This is a genomic window from Massilia sp. Dwa41.01b, assembly GCF_014171775.1.
Taxonomy (GTDB): Bacteria; Pseudomonadota; Gammaproteobacteria; order Burkholderiales; family Burkholderiaceae_D; genus Telluria.
In genome coordinates this window covers 4,619,660-4,641,179 of record NZ_CP050454.1, presented here as the reverse complement: position 1 = coordinate 4,641,179, position 21,520 = coordinate 4,619,660, and the positions used below count along the sequence as shown (strand labels likewise).

Genomic DNA, 21,520 nt, shown 5'->3' with positions numbered 1-21,520 from the left:
AGAACATGGTCCACGCCGGCACCACGGCACCGGCCGCGTTCGACGAACTGATGGCCAACTACGACCAGGCCCCGGCGCTGTTCGAGCAGCTGGTGCAGCCAGCCCAGGTCGGCGAGGCTGAAGGCGCCGAGGCAGGGCAGGAAGGCACGCCGGCAACGGCGCTGCCGCTCATGCCGGCAAGCGTCGTCGAGACCCAGTCGCCGACGGAAGCCCGTTACGCCGCTGGTGCGGGTGCGCGCCGACATCCTCGACCGCCTGGTGACCCAGGCCGGCGAAGTGTCGATCACCCGTTCGCGCCTGGAAAACCAGATGGAAGTGCTCAAGGGCGCGCTGGCCGACTTCTCGGACAACCTGGGTCGTCTGCGCCGCCAGCTGCGCGAAGTGGAGATGCAGGCCGAATCGCAGATCGCCTCGCGCATGTCGATCGCCGGCGAGCGCGAATTCGATCCGCTCGAGTTCGACCGCTTCACGCGCCTGCAGGAACTGACGCGCATGATGGCCGAGAGCGTGAACGACGTCGCGTCCTTCCACGAGTCGCTCTCGCGCAGCATCGACGGGGCAGGGGACGAACTGAATGCGCAATCGCGCATGACCCGCGACCTGCAGCGCGACCTGATGCGGGTGCGCATGGTGCCGTTTGCCAGCCTGTCCGAGCGCCTGTTCCGCGTGGCGCGCCAGACCGCCAAGGAGACCGACAAGCGCGTCAACCTCGACATCCGCGGTGGCGCGGTCGAGATCGACCGCAGCGTGCTGGAACAGATGGCCGCGCCGTTCGAGCACCTGCTGCGTAACGCCATCGTGCACGGCGTCGAGCCGCGTGCCGTGCGTGCGGCAGCAGGCAAGCAGGAAACCGGTGAACTGCTGGTGCAGGTCAGCCAGCAGGGCAACGAAGTCGTGCTGCAGTTCAGCGACGACGGCGCCGGTCTCGACCTCGATCGCATCCGTGCCAAGGCGGCGACGCTCGGCCTGGTCGCGCCTGGCGTGCAGCTGAGCGACGCCGAGGCGGCCGAACTGGTCTTCCAGCCGGGCTTCTCGACGGCCGACGTGCTGACCGAACTGGCCGGCCGCGGCGTTGGCATGGACGTTGTCCGTGCCGAGGCGCAGGCCCTGGGCGGACGCGTCACCATCGTCACCGAGCGTGGCAAGGGTGCGCGCTTCACCATCCGCCTGCCGCTGACGCTGGCCGTCACCCAGGTCGTGCTGGTCTCCAGCGCCGGCAAGACCTACGCCTTGCCCTCGACCCTGGTCGAGCAGGTGATCCAGGTACGCGAGCGTGAGCTGATCAACGCCAACGCCGCCAACCTGATCGAAGTGGGGGACGACGTCGTGCCCTTCCACTACCTGCCTGCCCTGCTGGGAGAAGGCGAGACCTTCGAGCCCGGCCTGCGTTCGCGTCCGGTGCTGGTCATGGCCAGCGGCGGCGAACGCGGTGCGCTGCTGGTGGACGAGGTGCTGGGCAACCGCGAGGTCGTCATCAAGAACCTCGGTCCGCAACTGGCGCGCGTGCCCGGCATTGCCGGTGCCACGGTGCTCGGTTCGGGCGAGATCGTCCTGATCCTCAACCCGCTGGCGCTGAGCCGTCATGCCGGCAGCGTGGTGCAGGCGCTCGTACCGTCGGCACCGGTGGTGCAGCAAGTGCCGGTGCACCAGCCGACCGTCATGGTGGTGGACGATTCGCTGACCGTGCGCCGCGTGACCCAGCGCCTGCTCGAGCGCGAAGGTTACCGGGTCGTGCTGGCCAAGGACGGGCTCGACGCGCTCGAGCAGCTGCCCGAGGTGCGTCCCGACCTGATGCTGGTCGATATCGAGATGCCGCGCATGGACGGCTTCGACCTGGTACGCCATGTGCGCGACGACAAGGCCACCAGTGCGACGCCGATCATCATGATCACCTCGCGTACCGCCGACAAGCACCGCAACTATGCGCTGGGCCTGGGTGTGAATGCCTACTTCGGCAAACCATTCCAGGAACCGGTGCTGCTGGGGGCGATCGCGGGCCTGCTCGGCCGCGAGATGCCGGCAGCGTAATGTAGGGTGGACGGCCGAGCCGTCCACCCTACGCCGCCTTCACCACCGCAAAACGTTCAAGCGTGCGCTGGCGCGCCTGTCCATGGTCGACGACCGGCCGTGGATAATCCTCTCCCAGCACGATCCCGCATTCCTTCAATTCATCCGCCGGCACCAGCCAAGGCGCGTGGATATCGCGCGCGTCGAGCTTGCCCAGTTGCGGCAGCCAGGCGCGGATGAAGGCGCCCTCCTTGTCGAACTTCTGCGATTGCGTCACTGGATTGAAGATGCGGAACCAGGGCTGGGCGTCGCAGCCGGTGGAGGCGGCCCACTGCCAGCCGCCGACGTTCGAGGCCAGCTCGTAATCGTTGAGCTGGCGCGCGAAATAGCGTTCGCCCCAGCGCCAGTCGATGCCGAGGTCCTTCACCAGGAAGCTGGCCGTCACCATGCGCAGCCGGTTGTGCATGAAGCCGGTGCCGTTCAACTGCAGCATGGCCGCGTCGACCAGCGGGTAGCCGGTGCGGCCTTCGCACCAGGCCGCGAACAGGGCTTGCGCCTCTTCCCCGGATTCCCAGGCGACGGCGTCAAAAGCCGGTTTGAACGAACGCTCGGCCAGATGCGGGTGATGGAACAGGATCATCGCGTAGAAATCGCGCCAGACCAGTTCCGACAGCCAGACCGGCGCGCCCGCGCCACCGGCGCCGTTGGCCATCAACTGCTGCAGCGTGCGCACCGGTGGCGCACCGAGGTGGTGCCGAAGCGCAGGTGGATCGACAGGCGCGAGGTGCCGGGCAGGGCGGGGAAGTCGCGTGCCGTGCCGTAGTCGGGCAGGCGCGCGACAAATGCTTCGAACAAGGCCGTCGCCCCGCTCATCCCCGGCGGCGCCGGCGGCAAGCCTTCCTCGAAACCGAGTTGCGCGAGACTCGGCAACGGATCCGCCGGGACGGGCGCCAGCGCGGCCGCATGGGGTTCGACCGGCCAGGGCGCCAGCACGTCCGGCGCCGCCGCCAGGCGCTTGAGCCAGGCGTTCTTGTAGGGCGTGAATACGCCATACGGCTGCCCGGCCAGCGTCAGCACTTCGCTTTTTCAAAGATGACCTGATCCTTGTAGCTCAGCAATTGGCGACCGTCCGCCTCCAGGGCAAATGCGACCTGTGCGTCGCGTTCGATGGCAGCGGGCTCGTAGTCGCAGTTGACGTGGACAGTGCCCGCCTGCAGTTCAGCGGCCAGGCGCGCAATCTCGTCGCAGGCGCGGCCATGGCGCACCAGCAGGCCGCCGCCGAGACGGCGCAGCTCGGCGTCGAGCTCGAGCAGGCTGGCGTGGATGAAGCGCACGCGGCGGTCGCCTCGGGGCAGGCCGGCGAGGATGTCGGTATCGAACACGAAGGCGCAATACACCGAGCCTGCGGCATATGCAGCGTGTCGCAGCGCGTGGTGCAGGGCGGCATGGTCAAAAGCGCGCAGGTCACGCCGGAACCAGACCAGAGAATTTCTTGTAGGAATCATAAGTGTGTTCAGTCAACACGGCGGGCCATTTTAAGGGCCAGGATGGCCGCTTCGGGTGAATGCAAATCGCGCGCGCAACGGCAGTACCGGTGGCCAGGTGCGCGTTTCAGTGTAAACTAGCGAAAAGCCCAAAATGTTGTAGTCTGGATATTAGCGCTTCACGCGTGCCACAACAGCGGTCCCGCCTGCGGCGCAGCAGCCCGTCGGGAGTCCTGAAGAGCGAGCCAACAGAGAGTCAGCGTATGAAGAAGAGCAAAATCGGCAGCACCATGCCCATGGCCGGCCTGCCCCAGGGGAGCGAACTTCTGGGCAATATCGGTCCGGCTCCTTCTGGGTTGAATCTGGCCAATCATTTCCTTATAGCCATGCCCTCCATGGAAGATCCGATCTTCGGTGGCGCCGTGGTCTACATCTGCGAGCACAACGAAAAAGGTGTGCTTGGCGTGGTCATCAACAAGCCGACGGACATGACGATGGAAGTCCTGTTCGATCGCATCGACCTGAAAGTCGACGAAGGCCTGCGCTCGGTCGTCGAGGACGAGCCGATCATGTTCGGCGGCCCGGTGCAGGACGACCGCGGCTTCGTGCTGCACAGCCCTGGCGGGCGCTATTCGTCATCGCTGAACGTCACCGACGAAGTCGCCTTCACGACCTCGATCGACGTGCTCGAAGCCGTCGCCAGCGGCAGCGGACCGGCGCGCATGCTGGTGTCGATCGGCTACGCCGGCTGGAGCCCGGGCCAGCTGGAAGAAGAACTCTCCCGCAACGGCTGGCTCACCGTGGGGGCCGACGCGCACGTGCTGTTCGACCTGCCGATCGAGGAGCGCTACAACGCCGCCATCAAACTGCTGGGCATCGACCCGATGATGCTCGCCACCGAGGCCGGCCATGCGTGACAATGGTTGAGATCGTTTTTGGATTCGACTTCGGTATCAAGCGTATCGGCGTCGCGATGGGCAATACGCTCACCGGGCAGGCGCAGCCCCTCAGCGTTGTCGATGCGATCGACAACGCCACCCGCTTCAAGACCATCGGCGCGCTGATCGACCAATGGCGCCCCACGCGCCTGGTCGTCGGCGAACCGCTCCATCCCGACGGCGCCGAGCACGACATGACCCTGCGCGCGCGCCGCTTCGCCAACCAGCTGCACGGCCGCTTCAACCTGCCCGTCGAGCTGGTCGACGAACGCTATTCGTCCGCCGTGATTCCCGCCAGGCGCGGCGAACACATCGATGCCAAGGCGGCCGCCATCATTTTGCAACAGTACTTTGACGATCATGCCAACAACTAAACACGACTTCGATGCGGAAGCGCTGTACCGCGCCCTGCTCGAACAGGTGCGCGCAGGCCTTGCAGCCGTGCCCGATGCCGCCATCGTCGGTATCCATTCCGGCGGCGCCTGGCTGGCCGAGCGGCTGGCCCTCGACCTCGACCTGAAGGGCCGCCTCGGCTTCATCGATGTCTCGTTCTACCGTGACGACTATGCGAAGAAGGGCCTGCACCCGGACGTGAAGCCGACCCACATCGGCTTCAATGTCGATGGCGCGACCATCGTGCTGGTCGACGACGTACTTGCCACCGGACGCACGGTGCGCGCGGCGATCAACGTGCTGTTCGACTATGGCCGCCCGGCCTGCATCAAGCTGGCGGCGCTGGCCGACCGTGGCGGCCGTGAATTGCCGGTGGCACCGGATTTCGTCGGCGTGCGCACCACGCTCGAACGTCACCAGCTGCTGTCGCTGAGCCGCGACGGCGCTGGTCAACTCTCGCTCACCATCGAAGACGACAATGCCGATCCTGCACAATAATCCGCAACTGAACAAGAACGGCGAACTGCAGCACCTGTTGACGATCGAAGGCCTGCCGAAGGCGATCATCAACCACATCCTCGACACGGCGCAGAGTTTCGTGGGCATCTCCGACCGCGAAGTGAAGAAGGTGCCGCTGATGCGCGGTAAAAGCGTGTTCAACCTGTTTTTTGAAAACAGCACGCGTACCCGCACCACCTTCGAGATCGCCTCCAAGCGCCTGTCGGCCGACGTCATCAACCTGAACATCCAGGCCTCCTCGACCACCAAGGGCGAGTCGCTGCTCGATACCATCGACAACCTGGCGGCCATGCACGCCGACATGTTCGTGGTACGCCACGCGCAGTCGGGCGCCCCTTACCTGATCGCCCAGCACCTGGACCGCACCGGACAGAAGGATATCCACGTGGTCAATGCCGGCGACGGCCGCCACGCGCACCCGACCCAGGGCCTGCTCGACATGTACACGATCCGCCACTACAAGCAGGACTTCACCAAGCTGCGCGTGGCCATCGTCGGCGACATCCTGCACAGCCGCGTGGCGCGCTCGGATATCCATGCGTTGACCACCCTCGGCGTGCCGGAAGTGCGCGCCATCGGCCCGCAGACCCTGCTGCCGGGCGGCCTGGAACACATGGGCGTACGCGTCTTCAACAACATGGACGAAGGCCTGAAGGACGTCGACGTCATCATCATGCTGCGCCTGCAGAACGAACGCATGTCGGGCGCGCTGCTGCCGTCGGCGCAGGAGTACTTCAAGAGCTACGGCCTGACGCCAGAGCGCCTGGCGCTGGCCAAGCCGGACGCGATCGTCATGCACCCGGGACCGATGAACCGCGGCGTCGAGATCGACTCGGCCGTCGCCGACGGCAAGCAGGCGGTGATCCTGCCGCAGGTGACCTTCGGTATCGCGGTGCGCATGGCAGTGATGAGTATTTTGGCGGGAGGCAGGGTTTGAACTTCGCACGCATGAATCTACATATCAAGAACGGGCGACTGGTCGACCCGGCCAATAACGTCGACACGGTCACGGACCTGTTCATCGCGGACGGCAAGGTCGCGGGCGTCGGCAATGCGCCCGCCGGCTTCATGGCCGAACACATTCTCGATGCCACCGGCCTGGTGGTCGCACCGGGCCTGGTCGACCTGTCGGCCCGCCTGCGCGAGCCCGGCTACGAATACAAGGCCACGCTGGAGTCCGAAATGCAGGCGGCGATCCAGGGCGGCGTGACCACGCTGGTCTGCCCGCCCGACACCGACCCGGTGCTGGACGAACCCGGCCTGGTCGAGATGCTCAAGCACCGCGCGCGTACCCTGAACCTGGTCAACGTGCACCCGCTGGGCGCCCTGACGATGGGCCTGAAGGGCGAAGCGCTGACCGAGATGGCGGAACTGACGGAGGCCGGCTGCATCGGCTTTGCCCAGGCCGAAGTGCCGATTTTCGATACCAACGTGCTGCTGCGCGCGCTGCAGTATGCGAAGACCTTCGGCTACACCGTCTGGCTGCGCCCGCAGGACCCGCACATCGGCCGCGGCGGTGTGGCCCACAGTGGGCCGCTGGCCTCGCGCATGGGCCTGTCCGGCGTGCCGGTCATGGCCGAGACCATCGCCCTGCACACGATCTTCGAGCTGGTGCGTTCGACCGGCGCGCGCGTCCACCTGTGCCGCCTGTCGTCCGCCGCCGGGCTGGACCTGGTGCGCGCGGCCAAGAAGAAGGAAGGCTTGCCCGTCACCTGCGACGTCGGCGTGCACCACCTGCACATGACCGACGCCGACATCGGCTTCTTCGACTCCAATGCGCGTTTGAGCCCGCCGCTGCGCGCCCAGCGCGACCGCGACGCCCTCCGCGCCGGCATCGCCGACGGCACCGTTGACGCGGTCTGCTCCGACCACACCCCGGTCGACGACGACGAGAAGCTGCTGCCCTTTGGCGAAGCCTCGCCCGGCGCCACTGGCCTCGAGCTGCTGCTGGCGCTGATGCTGAAGTGGGCCGACGAGTGGGGGCATGAACAGCGCGGTGCCGATGCGCTGCCGCGCGCGCTGGCGAAGGTGACGAGCGACGCCGCCCGCATCGCCGGCCTGGCCGCCGGCCAGCTGGCCGTGGGCGCGGCCGCCGACCTCGTGCTGTTCGACCCGGCCAGGCGCTGGGTCGTGAACGGCGCGGCGCTGGCCAGCCAGGGCAAACACACGCCTTTCCCGGGTTACGAGCTCACCGGCCAGGTGATGGCCACCGTCGTCGGCGGGCGCCTCGCCTGGCAGCGCGCGGCCTAGCGTCCAACGAGCCTGGCTCACCCGGCTGCGCCGACGCGCGGCTGGGTGTGCCATGATTGTCTTCTTTATGATCCGTCTTCGTCTTGCCTGGCGCCTCGTGCGCGTGATCGTTCACCTGCTCGTGGGCCTGCTGACCTGCGCCCCGGTCTTTCCACGGGCGCGGCGGCGCCTGCGCGAAGCGGCCACGCGGCGCTGGTCGCGCCGCCTGCTCGGCATCTGCGGCGTGCGCGTCGAGGCTTTCGGCGCGGCGGCGCTCGAGCACGCGCTGTTCGTCGCCAACCACATCTCCTGGCTCGACATCTTCGTCATCAATTCGGTCTATCCCTGCCGCTTCGTCGCCAAGGCCGAGATCCGTGCCTGGCCGGTGCTGGGCTGGCTAGCCGACGCCGCCGGCACGGTGTTCCTCGCGCGCGGCAACCGGCGCGAACTGCGCCACATCTTCAAGGGGCTGGTGGCGGTGCTGGAGCAGGGCGAGCGCGTGGCCTTCTTCCCGGAAGGGACGGTGGGCACCAGGGCGAAGTGCTGCCTTTCCACGCCAACCTGTTCGAGGCGGCGGTCGACGCGCAAGTAGCGGTGCAGCCCTGCGCGCTGGCCTACCTCGACGCGCACGGCAGCTGGCATCGCGGCGTCGACTATGCCGGCGAGGTAACCTTCGTGCAGAGCATCATGTCCATCCTCGGCGGGCCGCCCGTGCACGCGCGCCTGTCCTGCCTGGTGCCAATCGCGGGTGCGGGGGCCCACCGGCGCGAACTGGCCCAGGCGGCCCATGAGGCGATTGCGCGGGCGCTGGTGGAGCCACCACGCCTCCTTCACGCCGCATCGCCCACAGCGCCGCTGTAACGGCCCCGGGGCGCCTGGTCAGGGAGCCTTGCCGGCATGAGGGCGATATTCCGGGCAGTCGACCTGGAGCAGCTTGCGGTCGTCCAGGCAGACCGCGGTCAGCTTGCCGCCCCAGACGCAACCACTGTCCAGGCCGACCAGGTTTGGGCGCAGGATCAGGCCCAGGGCCGACCAGTGGCCAAACACCACCGTGACGTCGGTCGTGCGCCGGCCCGGCAGGTCGAACCAGGGCAGCAGGCCTGATCCGATCGGGCCGCTCTCGCTTTCCTTGTGTGCAAAATCCATCGTACCGTCGGGCAGGCACAGGCGCATGCGCGTCAGGGCGTTGACGATACAGCGCAGGCGTTCGATGCCCTGCAGCGCGTCGTCCCAGCGGTCGGGCAGGTTGCCGTACATCTGCGCGAGGAAGTCGATCCAGTCCTCGCTCCTGAGCATGTCCTCGACCTCGCCGGCCAGTGCCATCGTCTGCGCCGCGTTCCACTGCGGCGGCACCCCGGCATGCACGCACAGGTGGGCATCGACGAACATCGCCAGCGGGCGCTGGCGCAGCCAGGCGATCAGTTCGTCGCGGTCAGGGGCGGCCAGGATCTCGTCGAGCGTATCGGACTTGCTGGCACGCTGGGCACCGACGGCCACCGCCAGCAGGTGCAGATCGTGATTGCCCAGCAGCGCCTCGACGCGCCCGCAGCTCGATTCCGACAGCGCCTTCATGCGGCGCAGCGCCATCAGCGATTCCGGACCGCGATTGATCAAATCGCCGACGAACAGGATGCGGGCGTCGCCGCCGGCGTCTTCGCCGATCTTGTCGAGCAGGGCCTGGGCCTCGTGGGCGCAACCCTGCAGGTCGCCTATGACATAGGTTTTCATGGTGAGTCCGTGATTCCAGAGTGCCGCGGTCGCGGGAGGCGCAGGCGCGGCTTTTACCTTTGGGGGCATACTAAATGATTTTCTCCCGGGGTGGTGACCCGGGGAGGGGGCCCCCAGCGCCGCTGCGCCACCACCGCGGCGGCAATCCATGGTCGCTCGATTATCCCGGCCGTAGCCGATTGCAGCGTATTGGCGTAATTGGCGACCACCGGCGGAGGCGCGCAATTGTCCGGTTATCCACTGGAGACATCGCGTCGGCGGCGGCCAGTCCTGCTCCTTCCTGTCCCGGGCGCTTATCCTGGCCTGATTCGGAACACCCGCCATTTAATCCTGCCGGTCCCGGACAAGCGCCGCGCGAATTCACCAGGCCTTGCCCACGCGCCGCCGACATAAACACCATGGACGCTGGCTAGCCCATAAGGCAATGCCGGGCGCGGCGTTCAATGCAATGCCCTCGCACGGCAAGAGGCGGTAACCCAGCCGTGGAGGTTTTCGCTTCGTGCTACCCCGGGTAATCGCAGCGGGCAGCACGATGCGAGCGATTCGGGGTGGGCTCGATGCCGGCTTGCGCAAACAACATCGGATTATGCGGTCCTCCTATTTTATTTCCTTGGCAACAGTGTTCTTTATATTGACCAGCACCGTTTCGAAGGGCGGCGCAAATCGCGCCATCAATTAACGCATGCCGGCACGAGAAAGTGAGCCCGCGCGCCATTGGTTGCATTGCCGGCGGTCGATTCGGCTTCTGCCGGGAGCGCTTCGCCCCGCCCGGGAAGTTTTTCGCAACCATTCCAGTCGCACGCGATCTTGCGCAACTGCCGCGACGGTACACACGATAAACTGGCGTGCCGGGCTGAGAACGCTTATCCGGTTAGAATGGATTATTCTTTTTGCAAGCGCGATGATCGCGATACGTTCGCCGGGCCGCACCTATGTCCGGCGTTCGCCTGTTGAGTCCCGAACCGCAGGGTTTGCATGTTCTCATTTCTCGTGAGTTTCATTTGTTCGGCCATGCTGACCCTGCTCGTCATCAAGCAGGCGAAACTGCATGGGCCTGCGCTCGACTCCGATTTCGACGCTGTGCAGCGCGCCCATTCGCACCTGGTAGCGCGTATCGGCGGCCTGCCGATCTACCTTGCGGTGGTGCTGACGGCGGCGATCTCGATCTGGCGCGAGCCCGCCCTGATGCAACTGCTGGCCGTGCTGCTGGTATGCGCCTTCGTCGCCTTCATTGGCGGCATCGCCGAAGACTATACGGGCACGGTCCGCCCTTCGCGGCGCCTGCTGCTGACCATGGCGGGAGCGCTGCTGGGATACCTGCTGCTCGACGCGAAGATCGCCCGTATCGACCTGCCGCTCGGGATTGCCGTGGTGGCGTCAAGCTGGATCGCCCTGCCGCTGACGGTATTGGCGGTGGCGGGCATTGCGAACGCCGTGAATATCATCGACGGCTTCAATGGACTGGCCAGCATGGTCACGATCTGCATGCTGCTGTCGCTGGCCTATGTGGCCTTGCAGGTCGATGACATGTTCGTCCTGATTACCGCCCTGATGGTGGCGGGCGCCACGGCCGGCTTCCTGATCTGGAATTACCCGGTGGGCCTGATATTCCTCGGCGACGGCGGTGCCTACTTTATCGGATTCATGCTGGGTGAGCTTGCCTTGCTGCTGGTAATGCGTAATCCGGAAGTCTCCACCTGGTATGCGCTACTGCTGCTGATTTATCCCGCCTTCGAGACGATCTTTTCCGCATATCGCCGTATGTTTGTACGCGGCAAATCCCCTGCGGTACCCGACGGCATTCACTTGCACAGCCTTATTTTTCGGCGTATCGTCCGATGGACTGTCGGTACAAAAGAAGCCCGTGCACTGCTGAAGCGAAATGCGCGTACCTCGCCGTATTTGTGGCTCTTTTCACTCATGGCAGTCGTGCCCGCTACAATGTTCTGGCAAAATACAGGCGTGTTGATGGTATTTTGTTTATTGTTCGTGATCAGCTATCTGTGGCTGTATGCACGCATCGTCCGATTCAAGTCGCCACGATGGCTGATTTGGCGCAAGAAAGACTGGCAATAAATTGTCAATGTAGTATATTGCGACATTTGGTGATAATCACTGATTTAATATGAGCGCCTAGCAAAATGTCATGGTGCTGCGGGGCGTCGCTCCCGCAGCAGGGCCGGGAAAAATGTCCCGTCAAGACAGGTTGGCCCAAGGCGAGACGATGCAATCAGCCATGGGATTTTGTTAGGCGCTCTAACCCAACATTCAAGGAACGATGATGGATCTGTCAAATATGTCGGTTGGCGATTTGCGCAACTTGCAAGAGCAAATCAAGCAGGAAATGAAAAATCGTGAGCAGCAGGAAGTGCAGCAGGCTCGCGAACAGATCCTGGCGATCGCCCAAAAAGTGGGTATGCCGCTGAAAGACCTGCTCAGCACGCCAGCGCGCGGTTCGAAGACCGGCACGGTGGCGGTGCGTTATCGTCATCCGGACAATTCGTCGCAGCAGTGGACTGGCCGTGGTCGTCAGCCGAAGTGGGTCAAGGAGTGGGTCGAGGGCGGCAAGTCCCTGGACAAGCTCCGCGTTTGATCGGATCTCGATAAACCGACTGCGCGTCGAATTTTCGGCCTGAGACGCTGTGGACCGGCTGTACAGCCGTACAGCTGCGCTTCTCGGCCGAAACTTCTTCCGCTCGCTACGGTTTCCCGAGATCCTTGCGCTGACGGCTTTCCGCTTCAGAACCCCTGAAAGCCCTGAAGCCAGGCGTAATAAAGTAATCGATCACCTCACCGGCGTTCGCCGGTGGCTCTGGCAGCTCAGCCGTTTCGCGCTTGGCGGCGCTTGCCGTTACAATATCCCCGTTTTGTCATTCTTCTCATATTGTGGTGCCTGCCACGCTCCTGTTTCGCAGGCGGCTGGGCATGGTGGTGTCCGACTCTTCAAGGTGGAACATGGTTGCTCTCTCCAAAACGATTTTCAAAGCTTATGACATTCGCGGTGTGATCGACAGCACGCTCGACGCGGGCGTGGCGCGCCAGATCGGCCAGGCCTTCGGCATGGCCGCGCTGGCCAAGGGAGAGCGCAAGGTCGTCATCGGCCGCGATGGCCGCTTGTCGGGGCCGGCGTTGAGCGCCGCCCTGGCCGAAGGCCTGCAGGCCGCCGGCGTCGACGTCGTCGACCTCGGCATGGTCGCCACCCCGATGGTCTACTTCGCCACCAACGTACTCGATGGCACGCGCTCGGGCATCATGGTCACCGGCAGCCACAATCCTCCCGACTACAACGGCTTCAAGATGGTACTGGCGGGCGAGGCGATCTACGGCGATGCCATCACCGGCCTGTACGACAGCATCGTGGCCCACGACGGCAGCAGCGCGGCCCAGCAGGGCGGCTACAGCACCCACGACATCCGCGCGGCCTACCTCGAACGCATCATCGGCGACGTCAAGGTGGCGCGTCCGATCAAGATCGCGGTCGATTGCGGCAACGGCGTAGCCGGTGCCTTCGCGGGCGACCTGTACCGCGGCATGGGTTGCGAAGTCGTCGAGCTGTTCTGTGAAGTCGACGGCCACTTCCCGAACCACCACCCGGACCCGGCCCACCCGGAAAACCTGCAGGACCTGATCCGCGCGCTGCAGAGCACCGATGCCGAGATCGGCCTGGCCTTCGATGGCGACGGCGACCGCCTCGGCATTGTCACCAAGGATGGCCACATTATCTATCCGGACCGCCAGATGATGTTGTTCGCGGCCGATGTCCTCGAGCGCAACCCGGGCGCCGAGATCCTCTACGACGTCAAGTGCACGCGCCACCTCGGCCCGTGGATCGAACAGCACGGGGGACGCGCCCTGATGTACAAGACCGGCCACTCGCTGGTGAAAGCCAAGCTGCGTGAAACCGGTGCCCCGCTGGGCGGCGAAATGAGCGGCCACATCTTCTTCAAGGACCGCTGGTACGGCTTCGACGACGGCCTGTACGCGGGCGCGCGCATGCTCGAGCTGCTGACCCGCCACGACGATCCATCCGCCGTGCTGAAGGCGCTGCCGATGGCGATCAGCACGCCGGAACTGCACCTGCACCTGAACGAGGGCGAGAACTTTGCCCTGATCGACAAGCTGCGCACCGACGCTACCTTCCCGAGCTCGGAAAAAATCAACGACATCGACGGCCTGCGCGTCGAGTACCCGGACGGCTTCGGCCTCGCGCGCTCGTCGAACACGACGCCGGTGGTGGTACTGCGTTTCGAAGGCGAGACGCCGGAAGCGCTGGCCCGCATCCAGGACGAATTCCGCAGCGTCATCCTGGCGGCAAAGGCGGATGCGAAACTGCCGTTTTGATGCAAGCCCGTGAAGCGAGCCTGATGTGAAAATCCTGCTGGTGCGGGTGTCGTCCCTGGGCGATGTCCTGCACAACCTGCCGATGGTGGCCGATCTCCTGCGCCACCATCCGAACGCCACCATCGACTGGGTGGTGGAAGAGGGCTACGTCAGCCTGGTGCGCCTGAACCCGCACGTCCGCAAGATCATTCCGTTCGCGCTTCGGCGCTGGCGCAAGGGCCTGGGCAAGCCGGTCAACCGCGCCGAGATCCGTGCCTTCTTCCGCACCCTGCGCGAAGAAGAATATGACGTCGTGTTCGACACCCAGGGCCTGCTCAAGACCGGCATCATCATGGGCGCCGCCCGCGTCAAGCGCGGCGGGCGCAAGGTGGGCCTGGCCAACGGCAGCGAAGGCTCGGGCTACGAAGGCGTCTCGCGCTTCTTCCATACACAGAGCATTCCGCTCGACCCGCGCACCCATGCGGTGGCGCGCGGGCGCCTGGTAGCGGGCGCCGCCCTCGGTTATGCGGTCGATACGCAGCCCGACTTCGGCCTGCCGCCGCCGAACGCAGCCGAGCGCCCCGACTGGCTGCCGGCTGCCGACTACGCCGTCTTCTTCCACGGTACCGCGCGCGACGCCAAGAAGTGGGCTGCGGCCAACTGGATCGCCCTCGGCCAGGCCCGGCGCCGATGACGGTGCTGCTGCCCGGGGCTCGGAAGGCGAAAAGCGCGAGGCCGAGCTGCTGGCCGCTTCGCTGCCGAACGCGCGCGTGTTGCCGAAGCTGTCGATGATGGACGCGGTGCAGCTGGCGCGCTACGCCGGTCTCGCGGTCGGCGTCGACACGGGCCTGACCCATATCGCCGCGGCCTTCTATCGGCCGACGGTCGAGATCTATGCCGATTCGCCCAAGTGGAAGACCGAGGGCAACTGGTCACCGCGCATCGTCAACCTGGGCGACAAGGGCACGCCACCCGCCACGGGCGAGGTGATCGCCGCCGCGCATCGCCTGCTGGGCGCGCCATGAACCGCACGCTGTACTCCTTCCTGTGGTGGCTGGCGCTGCCACTGGTGCTGGGCCGCCTGTGGTGGCGCGGACGGGAGGAGCCGGGCTACCGCGCGCAGGTCGGCGAACGCCTCGGCTTCTACTACGGTGCGCGCCCGGCACCGCGCATGACCTTCATGGTGCATGCCGTCTCGGTGGGCGAGACCCGCGCCGCCGAACCGCTGGTCGAGGCGCTTCTGGCGCGCTGGCCGGACTGCCGCGTGCTGCTCACCCACATGACGCCGACCGGCCGCGCCACCGGCCGCGCGCTGTTCGCCCGCCACGGCGAGCGCGTGATCCAGTCCTACCTGCCCTACGACACCGGCTTCATGGTGCGCCGCTTCCTGCGCCATTTCGCGCCGCGCATCTGCATCCTGATGGAGACGGAAGTCTGGCCAAACCTGATCGACAGCTGCGCAAAGGCGCGCGTACCGGTAGCCCCGGGTCAATGCACGCCTGTCGGAGCGTTCGCTGCGCCGCGGCCAGCGCTTCGGCACCCTCATGGGCGAAGCCGCGCGTGCGATCACGACGGTGGCCGCCCAGACCGGACAGGACGCCGCGCGCATCCGCTCACTGGGCGCGCCGCGCGTGGCGGTCACGGGCAGCATCAAGTTCGACGTGGTGCCGCCTGAGGCGGCCCTGGAGAAGGGCGCCTGGCTGCGCGCGCGCTCCCGCAGCGCCCGGTCCTGCTGTGCGCCAGCACGCGCGATGGCGAGGAGGCGCTGATTCTCGACGCCTATGCGCGCATGCACGAGCGCCCGAAGGGCATGCTGCTGGTGCTGGTGCCGCGCCACCCGCAGCGTTTCGACGAAGTCGCGGAGCTGGTGCGTGCACGCGGCTTGCGCCTGCAGCGCCGTTCGCAGCTGAGCGAGGCGATGCCGGGTGTCCTTGTGGAGGCCGATGTCCTGCTGGGCGACTCGATGGGCGAGATGTTCGCCTATTACGCCGCTTGCGACTGCGCCTTCATCGGCGGCAGCCTGCTGCCCCTGGGTGGCCAGAACCTGATCGAGGCCTGCGCCCTCGGCAAGCCGGTGCTGGTGGGCGAACACACGTTCAACTTCCTCGACGCAACCGAGGAAGCGGTGGCATCCGGCGGCGCCGTGCGCGTGGCCGATGCCGGGGACTTGCTGGACCGGGCCGTCGCCCTGTTGGGCAATACCGACGAGCGCGCGGCGATGGGTGCCCAGGCGGCCGCGTTCGCTGCCCGCCATCGTGGTGCGACCCTGCGCACTGTTGAACTCTTGCAACAGGAAATCGTATAAGTTTTGTTACCATTGCTTTTTGAGCTCGGTACAAGAAGGGGATGAGCATGTCATCAAATCACCCAGGACCGGCCAACAGCACGCCCGTGATGCCAGTCACGATGCAGAAGTCCGCCGAGGGAGCGGACGAAGGTTTCTTCGGTGCTGTTGGAGAGACACCGGTATTGCCATCCAGCCTGGCCAGCGCCGGCCTTGGTGCACTACATTTTTTCGTTCGCTACTCGCTGCGCGAGTACATCGGTTTCATGTGGCAGCACGGCGGTTTCCTGATCCGCCGCCGCCGCATCCGCTGGCCCGCCAGCCTCTACCTGCGCATCAAGACCACGCTGAGCGCCGCCTTCCATTTCGTGATGCTCGGGCGCGGGCGCCGCACCTATGAATTCACGATCGACGAGCACGGCATCGTGCGCACCAGCGGCGGCGTCACCCTGATCAACTGGGAAGACGTGATGGCCGTGCGCACCTATTCGCGCGGCTTCATGATGGTGCTCAAACGCGGTACGCTGCCGATCCCGTTCCGCTGCCTCGACGACGCCCAGCGTGGCGTGATGCGCGTGCTGGCCGACGCCCGGCGCGATCACGCGCTGGGGTAAGTCAATCTCCGGTGGTACTGCGCGCTGACCGTCAGATCACGCGCCGTACCGCGTGGGCTCGAGAGCCCACCCTACGAGTCGCGATTGGGTAGGGTGGGCTCTTGAGCCCACGCGGTCGTACAGCGGCGTCATGCATCTTGTCCATGGACTGGCTGCCAAGGCACCAGTCACGCCGACACCTCCCTCAATCCCCAAACAGCACCGGCATCTCGTGCGAGCGCCTTCTCAGCTCCAGCCGCGCGCTGACCGTCAGATCACGCGCCGTACCGCGTGGGCTCGAGAGCCCACCCTACGAGTCGCGATTGGGTAGGGTGGGCTCTTGAGCCCACGCGGTCGTACAGCGGCGTCATGCATCTTGTCCATGGACTGGCTGCCAAGGCACCAGTCACGCCGACAACTCCCTCAATCCCCGAACAGCACCGGCATCTCGTGCGAGCGCCTTCTCAGCTCCAGTCGCGCGCTGACCGTCAGATCACGCGCCGTACCGCGTGGGCTCGAGAGCCCACCCTACGAGTCGCGATTGGGTAGGGTGGGCTCTTGAGCCCACGCGGTCGTACAGCGGCGTCATGCATCTTGTCCATGGACTGGCTGCCAAGGCACCAGTCGCGCCGACAACTCCCTCAATCCCCAAACAGCACCGGCATCTCGTGCGAGCGCCTTCTCAGCTCCAGCCGCGCGCCATCGTAGTCCGTGAACACCTCGCCCACCACCGCCCAGAAGGCCGGGCTGTGGTTCATCTCGCGCAGGTGCGCCAGTTCGTGCACCACGACGTAGTCGATCAGCGCCGGCGCGTAGTGGATCAGGCGCCAGTTCAGGCGGATGTTGCCCGCCACCGTGCAGGAACCCCAGCGCGTGCCGGCCGAGGACAGCGTCAGCGAGCGGTAATGCACGCCCAACTGCGGTGCGAACAGTGCCAGGCGCTCGGTGAACAGGCGCTTGGCCTCGGCCTGGAACCACAGCTTGACGCGTTCCTTCAGCTGCGCTTCCGACAGACCGGCCGTCACGCCCACCCGCAGTTCGCGTGTCTCGGGATCGAATACGCAGTGGCTGCGCGCGGCCGGTTGCAGGCGCAGCACGATCTCGCCGCCCGGTAGGGCAGGCGCGCGCCGTCTTCCCGGGTCACCGGTGCGCGCTCGTCGCGTTTCGCGCGGCGCTCGCCGCGTTCGTGCAGCTTGGTCAGGATCCAGCGCTGCTTGGCGCGGATCGCATTGTCGATGTCGGGCAGGGTGGCGCGGCGCGGCGCCGTCACGTGCAGGCCGTCGTCGTCGATCATGAAGCCGATCGAGCGGCGCGCCGAGCGTTTCAGTTCGTAGTCGACCGCGTAGTGGCCGAGCACGATGCGGCGCAGGGGCGGATCGTCGGGCGTGCGTGGCGGGGAGGGCAGGGTGATGCGGGGAGGCGCGGGCGGCGCCTTGAACAGGGGTTGCGGTGGCGGCGGAGCCGGCCTTGCGGCCGGCGCCCGCGGCGCCGAATCATCCTGCGAAAAGAAATCCAGCTGGGGCCCGTCGATCTTTGGGGAAGTCATGTCTTGCTGCGGTGGAGGTGCTTTGATCAGGGCGCCAACTTCGTTCAGCCACCGGTGTAGACGTGGGGCGAAATGACGCGCATTTCTGATTCTATCCAATTTTCGACCTCTTGCATCAGACTGTCGGGAGTGTGGTTGTGCGGCGATATCGGTTTGCCAATCGAAATCGTCACCAGGCCTGGCCGCTTGATGAAGGAATTCTTCGGCCAGCATTCACCTGAATTATGCGCGATCGGGACGACCACGGCTTGGGTTTCGACAGCCAGGCGTGCCCCACCACTCTTGTACTTTCCCTTTTTTCCAACAGGGATGCGCGTCCCCTCGGGGAACATGATGATCCACTGGCCATCGGCCAGGCGCCGCTTGCCGTGGCGGACCACGTGGCCGAACGCGTTCTTGCCTTCCTTGCGGTCGATCGGGATCATGCGCAGGAGCGCCATCGCCCAGCCGAAGAAGGGGATATACAGGATTTCCTTCTTGAATACGAAGACCAGGGGACGGGTCAGGTTCGGCAAGAGGAAGATCGTCTCGAAGGCCGACTGGTGTTTCGAGAGCACGATCGCCGGCGCGTCCGGCAGGTTCTCGTAGCCCTTGAACTGGTAGCGGATGCCGCAAATGACCCTGGCACACCAGATGATGAACACGTTCCAGCGCGAGGTCACCCAGAAACGCTTGTTGTAGGGCAGGGGCGCGACCAGGAAGCAGACGCAGGCCCACACCACGGTGGCGAGCACCATCACGATGGAAAACAGCAGGGAACGCAGGAAGGGGACGACGGTACGCAAGAACGATTCTCTCTTTCGACTTCAGTTGGACTGGGAACGGGGCGCTGCCTTGAGCAGCGCGGTGACCATGGCGGCCAGGTCGGGAAATACCTGGGTGCCGGGCGGCAGGCCGCCGGTCTGGTGGGTCTTTTCGCCCTTGCCGGTCAGGACCAGGTAGGGCAGGCAGCCTTTGACGAAGCCGGCCTGCAGGTCGCGCAGCGAGTCGCCCACGGTCGGCACGCCTTTCAGGCTGACCTTGAAGCGCTTGCTGATCTCCTCGAACATGCCGGGCTTGGGCTTCCTGCAGTCGCAGTTGTCGGCGGCCGCATGCGGGCAGAAGAACACCGCGTCGATGTCCGCGCCCACCTGCTGCGCCAGGTTGTGCATCTTCTGGTGGATCGCGTTCAGCGTCGTCATGTCGAACAGTTCGCGCGCGATGCCCGACTGGTTCGAGGCGATGATGACGCGGTAGCCGGCCTGGTTCAGGCGCGCGATCGCCTCCAGCGAGCCGGGGATCGGAATCCATTCGGCCGGACTCTTGATGAAGTCCGGCGAATCTTGGTTGATGACCCCGTCGCGGTCGAGGATGATCAGCTTCATTGACTGCCTTTACGCCGCCAGCTTCGAGATGTCGGCGACGCGGTTCATCATGCCGTGCAGCGAAGAGAGCAGGGCCAGGCGGTTGTTGCGCAGCGCCTCGTCCTCGGCCATCACCATCACGTCGTTGAAGAAGGCGTCGACGTCGTCGCGCAGCTGCGCCAGCGTTTTCAGGGTGCCGGCGAAATCGCCGCCGCCGAAGGCCGCATCGACTTCCGGACGCACGCGCTCGATGCTGGCGGCCAGCTTGCGCTCGGCTTCTTCCTGCAGCAGGGCGTTCGATACCTGGCCGATGGCCGCGTCGGTCTTCTTGAGAATGTTGGTGATGCGCTTGTTGGCCGCGGCCAGCGACACGCTTTCCGGCAGCGCGGCAAAGGCCTGCACGGCTTCCAGGCGGGCGACAACGTCGTCGACGCGGTCCGGGTTCTGGGCCAGCACCGCTTCCACTTCGTTCGGCGTGAAGCCGCGCTCGCGCAGCATGCCGCGCAAGCGATCGAGCATGAAGGCCTGCACTTCCTCGCGCGGATCCTTGAAGGCCGCCTGGCCGGCGAACACGCCCGCCGCATCGGCCAGCAGTTCGGAGATCGCCAGCGGCAGGCGCTTCTCGACCAGCATGCGCATCACGCCCGGGGCGTGGCGGCGCAGGGCGAACGGATCCTTCTCGCCGGTCGGCTGCAGGCCGATGGCCCAGATGCCGACCAGGGTTTCCAGCTTGTCGGCCAGCGCGACCACGAGGCCGGTATTCGTCGAGGGCAGCTTGTCGCCGGCAAAGCGCGGCTGGTAGTGCTCGGAGGCGGCCAGCGCCACTTCCTCGTTCTCGCCGTCGTTGCGGGCGTAATAGGTGCCCATGATGCCTTGCAGCTCGGGGAACTCCCCGACCATGTCGGTCAGCAGGTCGGCCTTGGCCAGGCGCGCGCCGCGTTCGGCCAGTTGCACGTCGTAGCCGAGGCGCCTGGCGATCGCGCCGCTGAGCGCCGTGACGCGTTCGGTGCGTTCGGCCTGGGTGCCCAGCTTGTTGTGGTAGACCACGTTGGCGAGCTGCGGCAGGCGCGACTCCAGCGTCTTCTTCTTGTCCTGCTCGAAGAAGAACTTTGCATCCGACAGGCGCGGGCGCACGACGCGCTCGTTGCCGCCGACGATATGCTGCGGGTCCTCGGTTGCGATGTTCGAGACGATCAGGAAGCGCGAGCGCAGGCGGCCATGCGCATCCGTCAGCGCGAAGTACTTCTGGTTCGTCTGCATGGTCAAAATCAGGCATTCCTGCGGCACATCGAGGAAAGTCTCCTCGAAACGGCATTCGTACACGACCGGCCACTCGACCAGCGCCGCCACTTCTTCCAGCAGCGATTCCGGCATCAGCACCTGGTCGCCGCCCGCCTTTTCCAGCAGCTGGCGGCGGATGCTTTCCTTGCGCGCCTCGGCACCGGCGAGGACCTTGCCTTCGTTCTCGAGGATCGCTGCGTAGTTGTCCGCATGGGTGATCGCCACCGGCTGGCCGTGCGACAGGAAACGGTGGCCCATCGTGTGGCGGCCGGCTTCCAGGCCGAGCAGCGACAGCGGCAGCACCTGTTCGCCGAACAGGGCGAGCAACAGGTGCACCGGGCGCACGAACTGCACGGTCGCGCCGCTTGGCCTCTGGTAGCTCATCACCTTCGGGATCGGCAGCTTGGCGACCGTATCAAGCAGGACTTCCTGCAGGCCGCCGGACAGGGCGCTGCCCGGCGCCGTGTGGCTGTAGAAGAAGCTCTCGGCCTTGCCGTCCTGGGCGCGCTCGAGATCGGAGATCTTCAGGTCGGGGAAGCCCAGTGCGGCCAGCTTCTTGGCCAGCGGCGCACTCGGGTTGCCGTCCTTGTCCAGGGCCACCGACACCGGCAGCACCTTTTCGCGGATACGTTTGTCGGGCGAAGTGGCGCGCACGCTGGTGATCGACACGGCCAGGCGGCGCGGGGTGGCATACGGGGTGACGACGCTGCCGTCGTCCAGGAAGCCGCGCGCTTTCAAGCCGTTGGCGATGCCGTTGGCGAAAGCCGCGCCCAGCTTGACGAGTGCTTTGGGCGGCAGTTCTTCGGTCTGCAGTTCGACGAGGAGTGTTTGATTCATGTGTGTTCTTGTCTGATC

At 65.7% G+C, this 21,520-nt stretch carries 19 protein-coding genes and 3 pseudogenes; 15 read left to right on the top strand and 7 right to left on the bottom strand.

Going from position 1 to position 21,520, the window contains the following annotated elements; translation table 11 throughout:
- The first annotated feature begins 231 nt into the window (after positions 1-231).
- Positions 232-2,028 (top strand): response regulator, encoded by a 1,797-nt coding sequence (locus tag G4G28_RS26980; RefSeq protein ID WP_229507764.1) that lies wholly within the window; start codon positions 232-234, stop codon positions 2,026-2,028.
- 28 nt (positions 2,029-2,056) lie between these two features.
- On the opposite strand, the pseudogene G4G28_RS21310 reads toward G4G28_RS26980, so the two are convergent.
- Positions 2,057-3,512 (bottom strand): annotated as a pseudogene (locus G4G28_RS21310) (deoxyribodipyrimidine photo-lyase).
- 365 nt (positions 3,513-3,877) lie between these two features.
- Between G4G28_RS21310 and G4G28_RS21305 the strand changes: the two are divergent.
- Genes G4G28_RS21305 through G4G28_RS28620 form a run of 7 tightly spaced genes read left to right on the top strand, consistent with a single transcriptional unit; the run spans position 3,878 to position 8,431 of the window.
- Positions 3,878-4,408 (top strand): YqgE/AlgH family protein, encoded by a 531-nt coding sequence (locus G4G28_RS21305; RefSeq protein ID WP_308601243.1) that lies wholly within the window; start codon positions 3,878-3,880, stop codon positions 4,406-4,408.
- A gap of 2 nt (positions 4,409-4,410) precedes the next feature.
- Positions 4,411-4,803 (top strand): Holliday junction resolvase RuvX, encoded by a 393-nt coding sequence (gene ruvX / locus G4G28_RS21300; protein WP_182989830.1) that lies wholly within the window; start codon positions 4,411-4,413, stop codon positions 4,801-4,803.
- Complete coding sequence (gene pyrR / locus G4G28_RS21295) at positions 4,790-5,320, top strand: bifunctional pyr operon transcriptional regulator/uracil phosphoribosyltransferase PyrR (protein ID WP_182989829.1); 531 nt, start codon at positions 4,790-4,792, stop codon at positions 5,318-5,320. Before ruvX ends, pyrR begins: the two co-directional genes overlap by 14 nt.
- Positions 5,301-6,278, top strand: coding sequence for an aspartate carbamoyltransferase catalytic subunit (locus G4G28_RS21290; RefSeq protein WP_182989828.1), 978 nt, complete (start codon positions 5,301-5,303; stop codon positions 6,276-6,278). The genes pyrR and G4G28_RS21290 overlap by 20 nt, the downstream gene beginning before the upstream one ends.
- 11 nt (positions 6,279-6,289) lie before the next feature.
- The gene (locus G4G28_RS21285; protein ID WP_183107805.1) at positions 6,290-7,591 is read left to right on the top strand and encodes a dihydroorotase; all 1,302 of its coding nucleotides are present in this window, start codon (positions 6,290-6,292) and stop codon (positions 7,589-7,591) included.
- 52 nt (positions 7,592-7,643) lie between these two features.
- Positions 7,644-8,162 carry a lysophospholipid acyltransferase family protein gene (locus tag G4G28_RS28625; protein ID WP_308601239.1) on the top strand — a complete coding sequence of 173 codons (519 nt, stop codon included), beginning with the start codon at positions 7,644-7,646 and terminating at the stop codon, positions 8,160-8,162.
- Positions 8,111-8,431, top strand: coding sequence for a hypothetical protein (locus tag G4G28_RS28620; RefSeq protein WP_308601238.1), 321 nt, complete (start codon positions 8,111-8,113; stop codon positions 8,429-8,431). Before G4G28_RS28625 ends, G4G28_RS28620 begins: the two co-directional genes overlap by 52 nt.
- 18 nt (positions 8,432-8,449) lie before the next feature.
- Here G4G28_RS28620 and G4G28_RS21275 read toward each other — a convergent pair whose 3' ends face one another.
- Complete coding sequence (locus tag G4G28_RS21275; RefSeq protein ID WP_182989827.1) at positions 8,450-9,298, bottom strand: symmetrical bis(5'-nucleosyl)-tetraphosphatase; 849 nt, start codon at positions 9,296-9,298, stop codon at positions 8,450-8,452.
- Positions 9,299-10,273: 975 nt separating this feature from the next.
- Here G4G28_RS21275 and G4G28_RS21270 point away from each other — a divergent pair.
- The 7 genes and pseudogenes from G4G28_RS21270 (at position 10,274) to G4G28_RS21240 (ending at position 16,516) form a co-directional block, all read left to right on the top strand.
- Entirely contained in the window at positions 10,274-11,374 is a 1,101-nt protein-coding gene (locus tag G4G28_RS21270) for a glycosyltransferase (protein ID WP_182989826.1), read from the top strand.
- Between the two features lie 205 nt (positions 11,375-11,579).
- Positions 11,580-11,891, top strand: coding sequence for an H-NS family nucleoid-associated regulatory protein (locus G4G28_RS21265; RefSeq protein WP_182989825.1), 312 nt, complete (start codon positions 11,580-11,582; stop codon positions 11,889-11,891).
- Between the two features lie 49 nt (positions 11,892-11,940).
- On the top strand, positions 11,941-12,291 hold the full coding sequence (locus tag G4G28_RS21260; RefSeq protein WP_182989824.1) for a hypothetical protein: 351 nt from the start codon (positions 11,941-11,943) through the stop codon (positions 12,289-12,291).
- Positions 12,254-13,639 carry a phosphomannomutase/phosphoglucomutase gene (locus G4G28_RS21255; RefSeq protein WP_182989823.1) on the top strand — a complete coding sequence of 462 codons (1,386 nt, stop codon included), beginning with the start codon at positions 12,254-12,256 and terminating at the stop codon, positions 13,637-13,639. Before G4G28_RS21260 ends, G4G28_RS21255 begins: the two co-directional genes overlap by 38 nt.
- A gap of 82 nt (positions 13,640-13,721) precedes the next feature.
- Positions 13,722-14,643, top strand: a pseudogene (waaC, locus tag G4G28_RS21250) (lipopolysaccharide heptosyltransferase I).
- Positions 14,640-15,923 (top strand): annotated as a pseudogene (waaA, locus tag G4G28_RS21245) (lipid IV(A) 3-deoxy-D-manno-octulosonic acid transferase). The pseudogenes waaC and waaA overlap by 4 nt, the downstream one beginning before the upstream one ends.
- Positions 15,924-15,970: 47 nt before the next feature.
- Complete coding sequence (locus G4G28_RS21240) at positions 15,971-16,516, top strand: YcxB family protein (RefSeq protein WP_229425243.1); 546 nt, start codon at positions 15,971-15,973, stop codon at positions 16,514-16,516.
- Between the two features lie 620 nt (positions 16,517-17,136).
- On the opposite strand, the gene G4G28_RS28615 is transcribed toward G4G28_RS21240, so the two are convergent.
- The 5 genes from G4G28_RS28615 to glyS all read right to left on the bottom strand — a co-directional run bounded on the left by G4G28_RS28615 (position 17,137) and on the right by glyS (position 21,502).
- On the bottom strand, positions 17,137-17,592 hold the full coding sequence (locus tag G4G28_RS28615; protein WP_308601234.1) for a M48 family metallopeptidase: 456 nt from the start codon (positions 17,590-17,592) through the stop codon (positions 17,137-17,139).
- The gene (locus tag G4G28_RS28610; RefSeq protein ID WP_308601232.1) at positions 17,517-18,041 is read right to left on the bottom strand and encodes a hypothetical protein; all 525 of its coding nucleotides are present in this window, start codon (positions 18,039-18,041) and stop codon (positions 17,517-17,519) included. The genes G4G28_RS28615 and G4G28_RS28610 overlap by 76 nt, the downstream gene beginning before the upstream one ends.
- A gap of 44 nt (positions 18,042-18,085) precedes the next feature.
- Entirely contained in the window at positions 18,086-18,778 is a 693-nt protein-coding gene (locus G4G28_RS21230) for a 1-acyl-sn-glycerol-3-phosphate acyltransferase (RefSeq protein ID WP_182991623.1), read from the bottom strand.
- Positions 18,779-18,847: 69 nt separating this feature from the next.
- Positions 18,848-19,405, bottom strand: coding sequence for a D-glycero-beta-D-manno-heptose 1,7-bisphosphate 7-phosphatase (gene gmhB / locus G4G28_RS21225; RefSeq protein ID WP_182989819.1), 558 nt, complete (start codon positions 19,403-19,405; stop codon positions 18,848-18,850).
- Positions 19,406-19,414: 9 nt separating this feature from the next.
- Positions 19,415-21,502, bottom strand: coding sequence for a glycine--tRNA ligase subunit beta (gene glyS / locus G4G28_RS21220; protein WP_183107804.1), 2,088 nt, complete (start codon positions 21,500-21,502; stop codon positions 19,415-19,417).
- Positions 21,503-21,520: the final 18 nt, after the last annotated feature.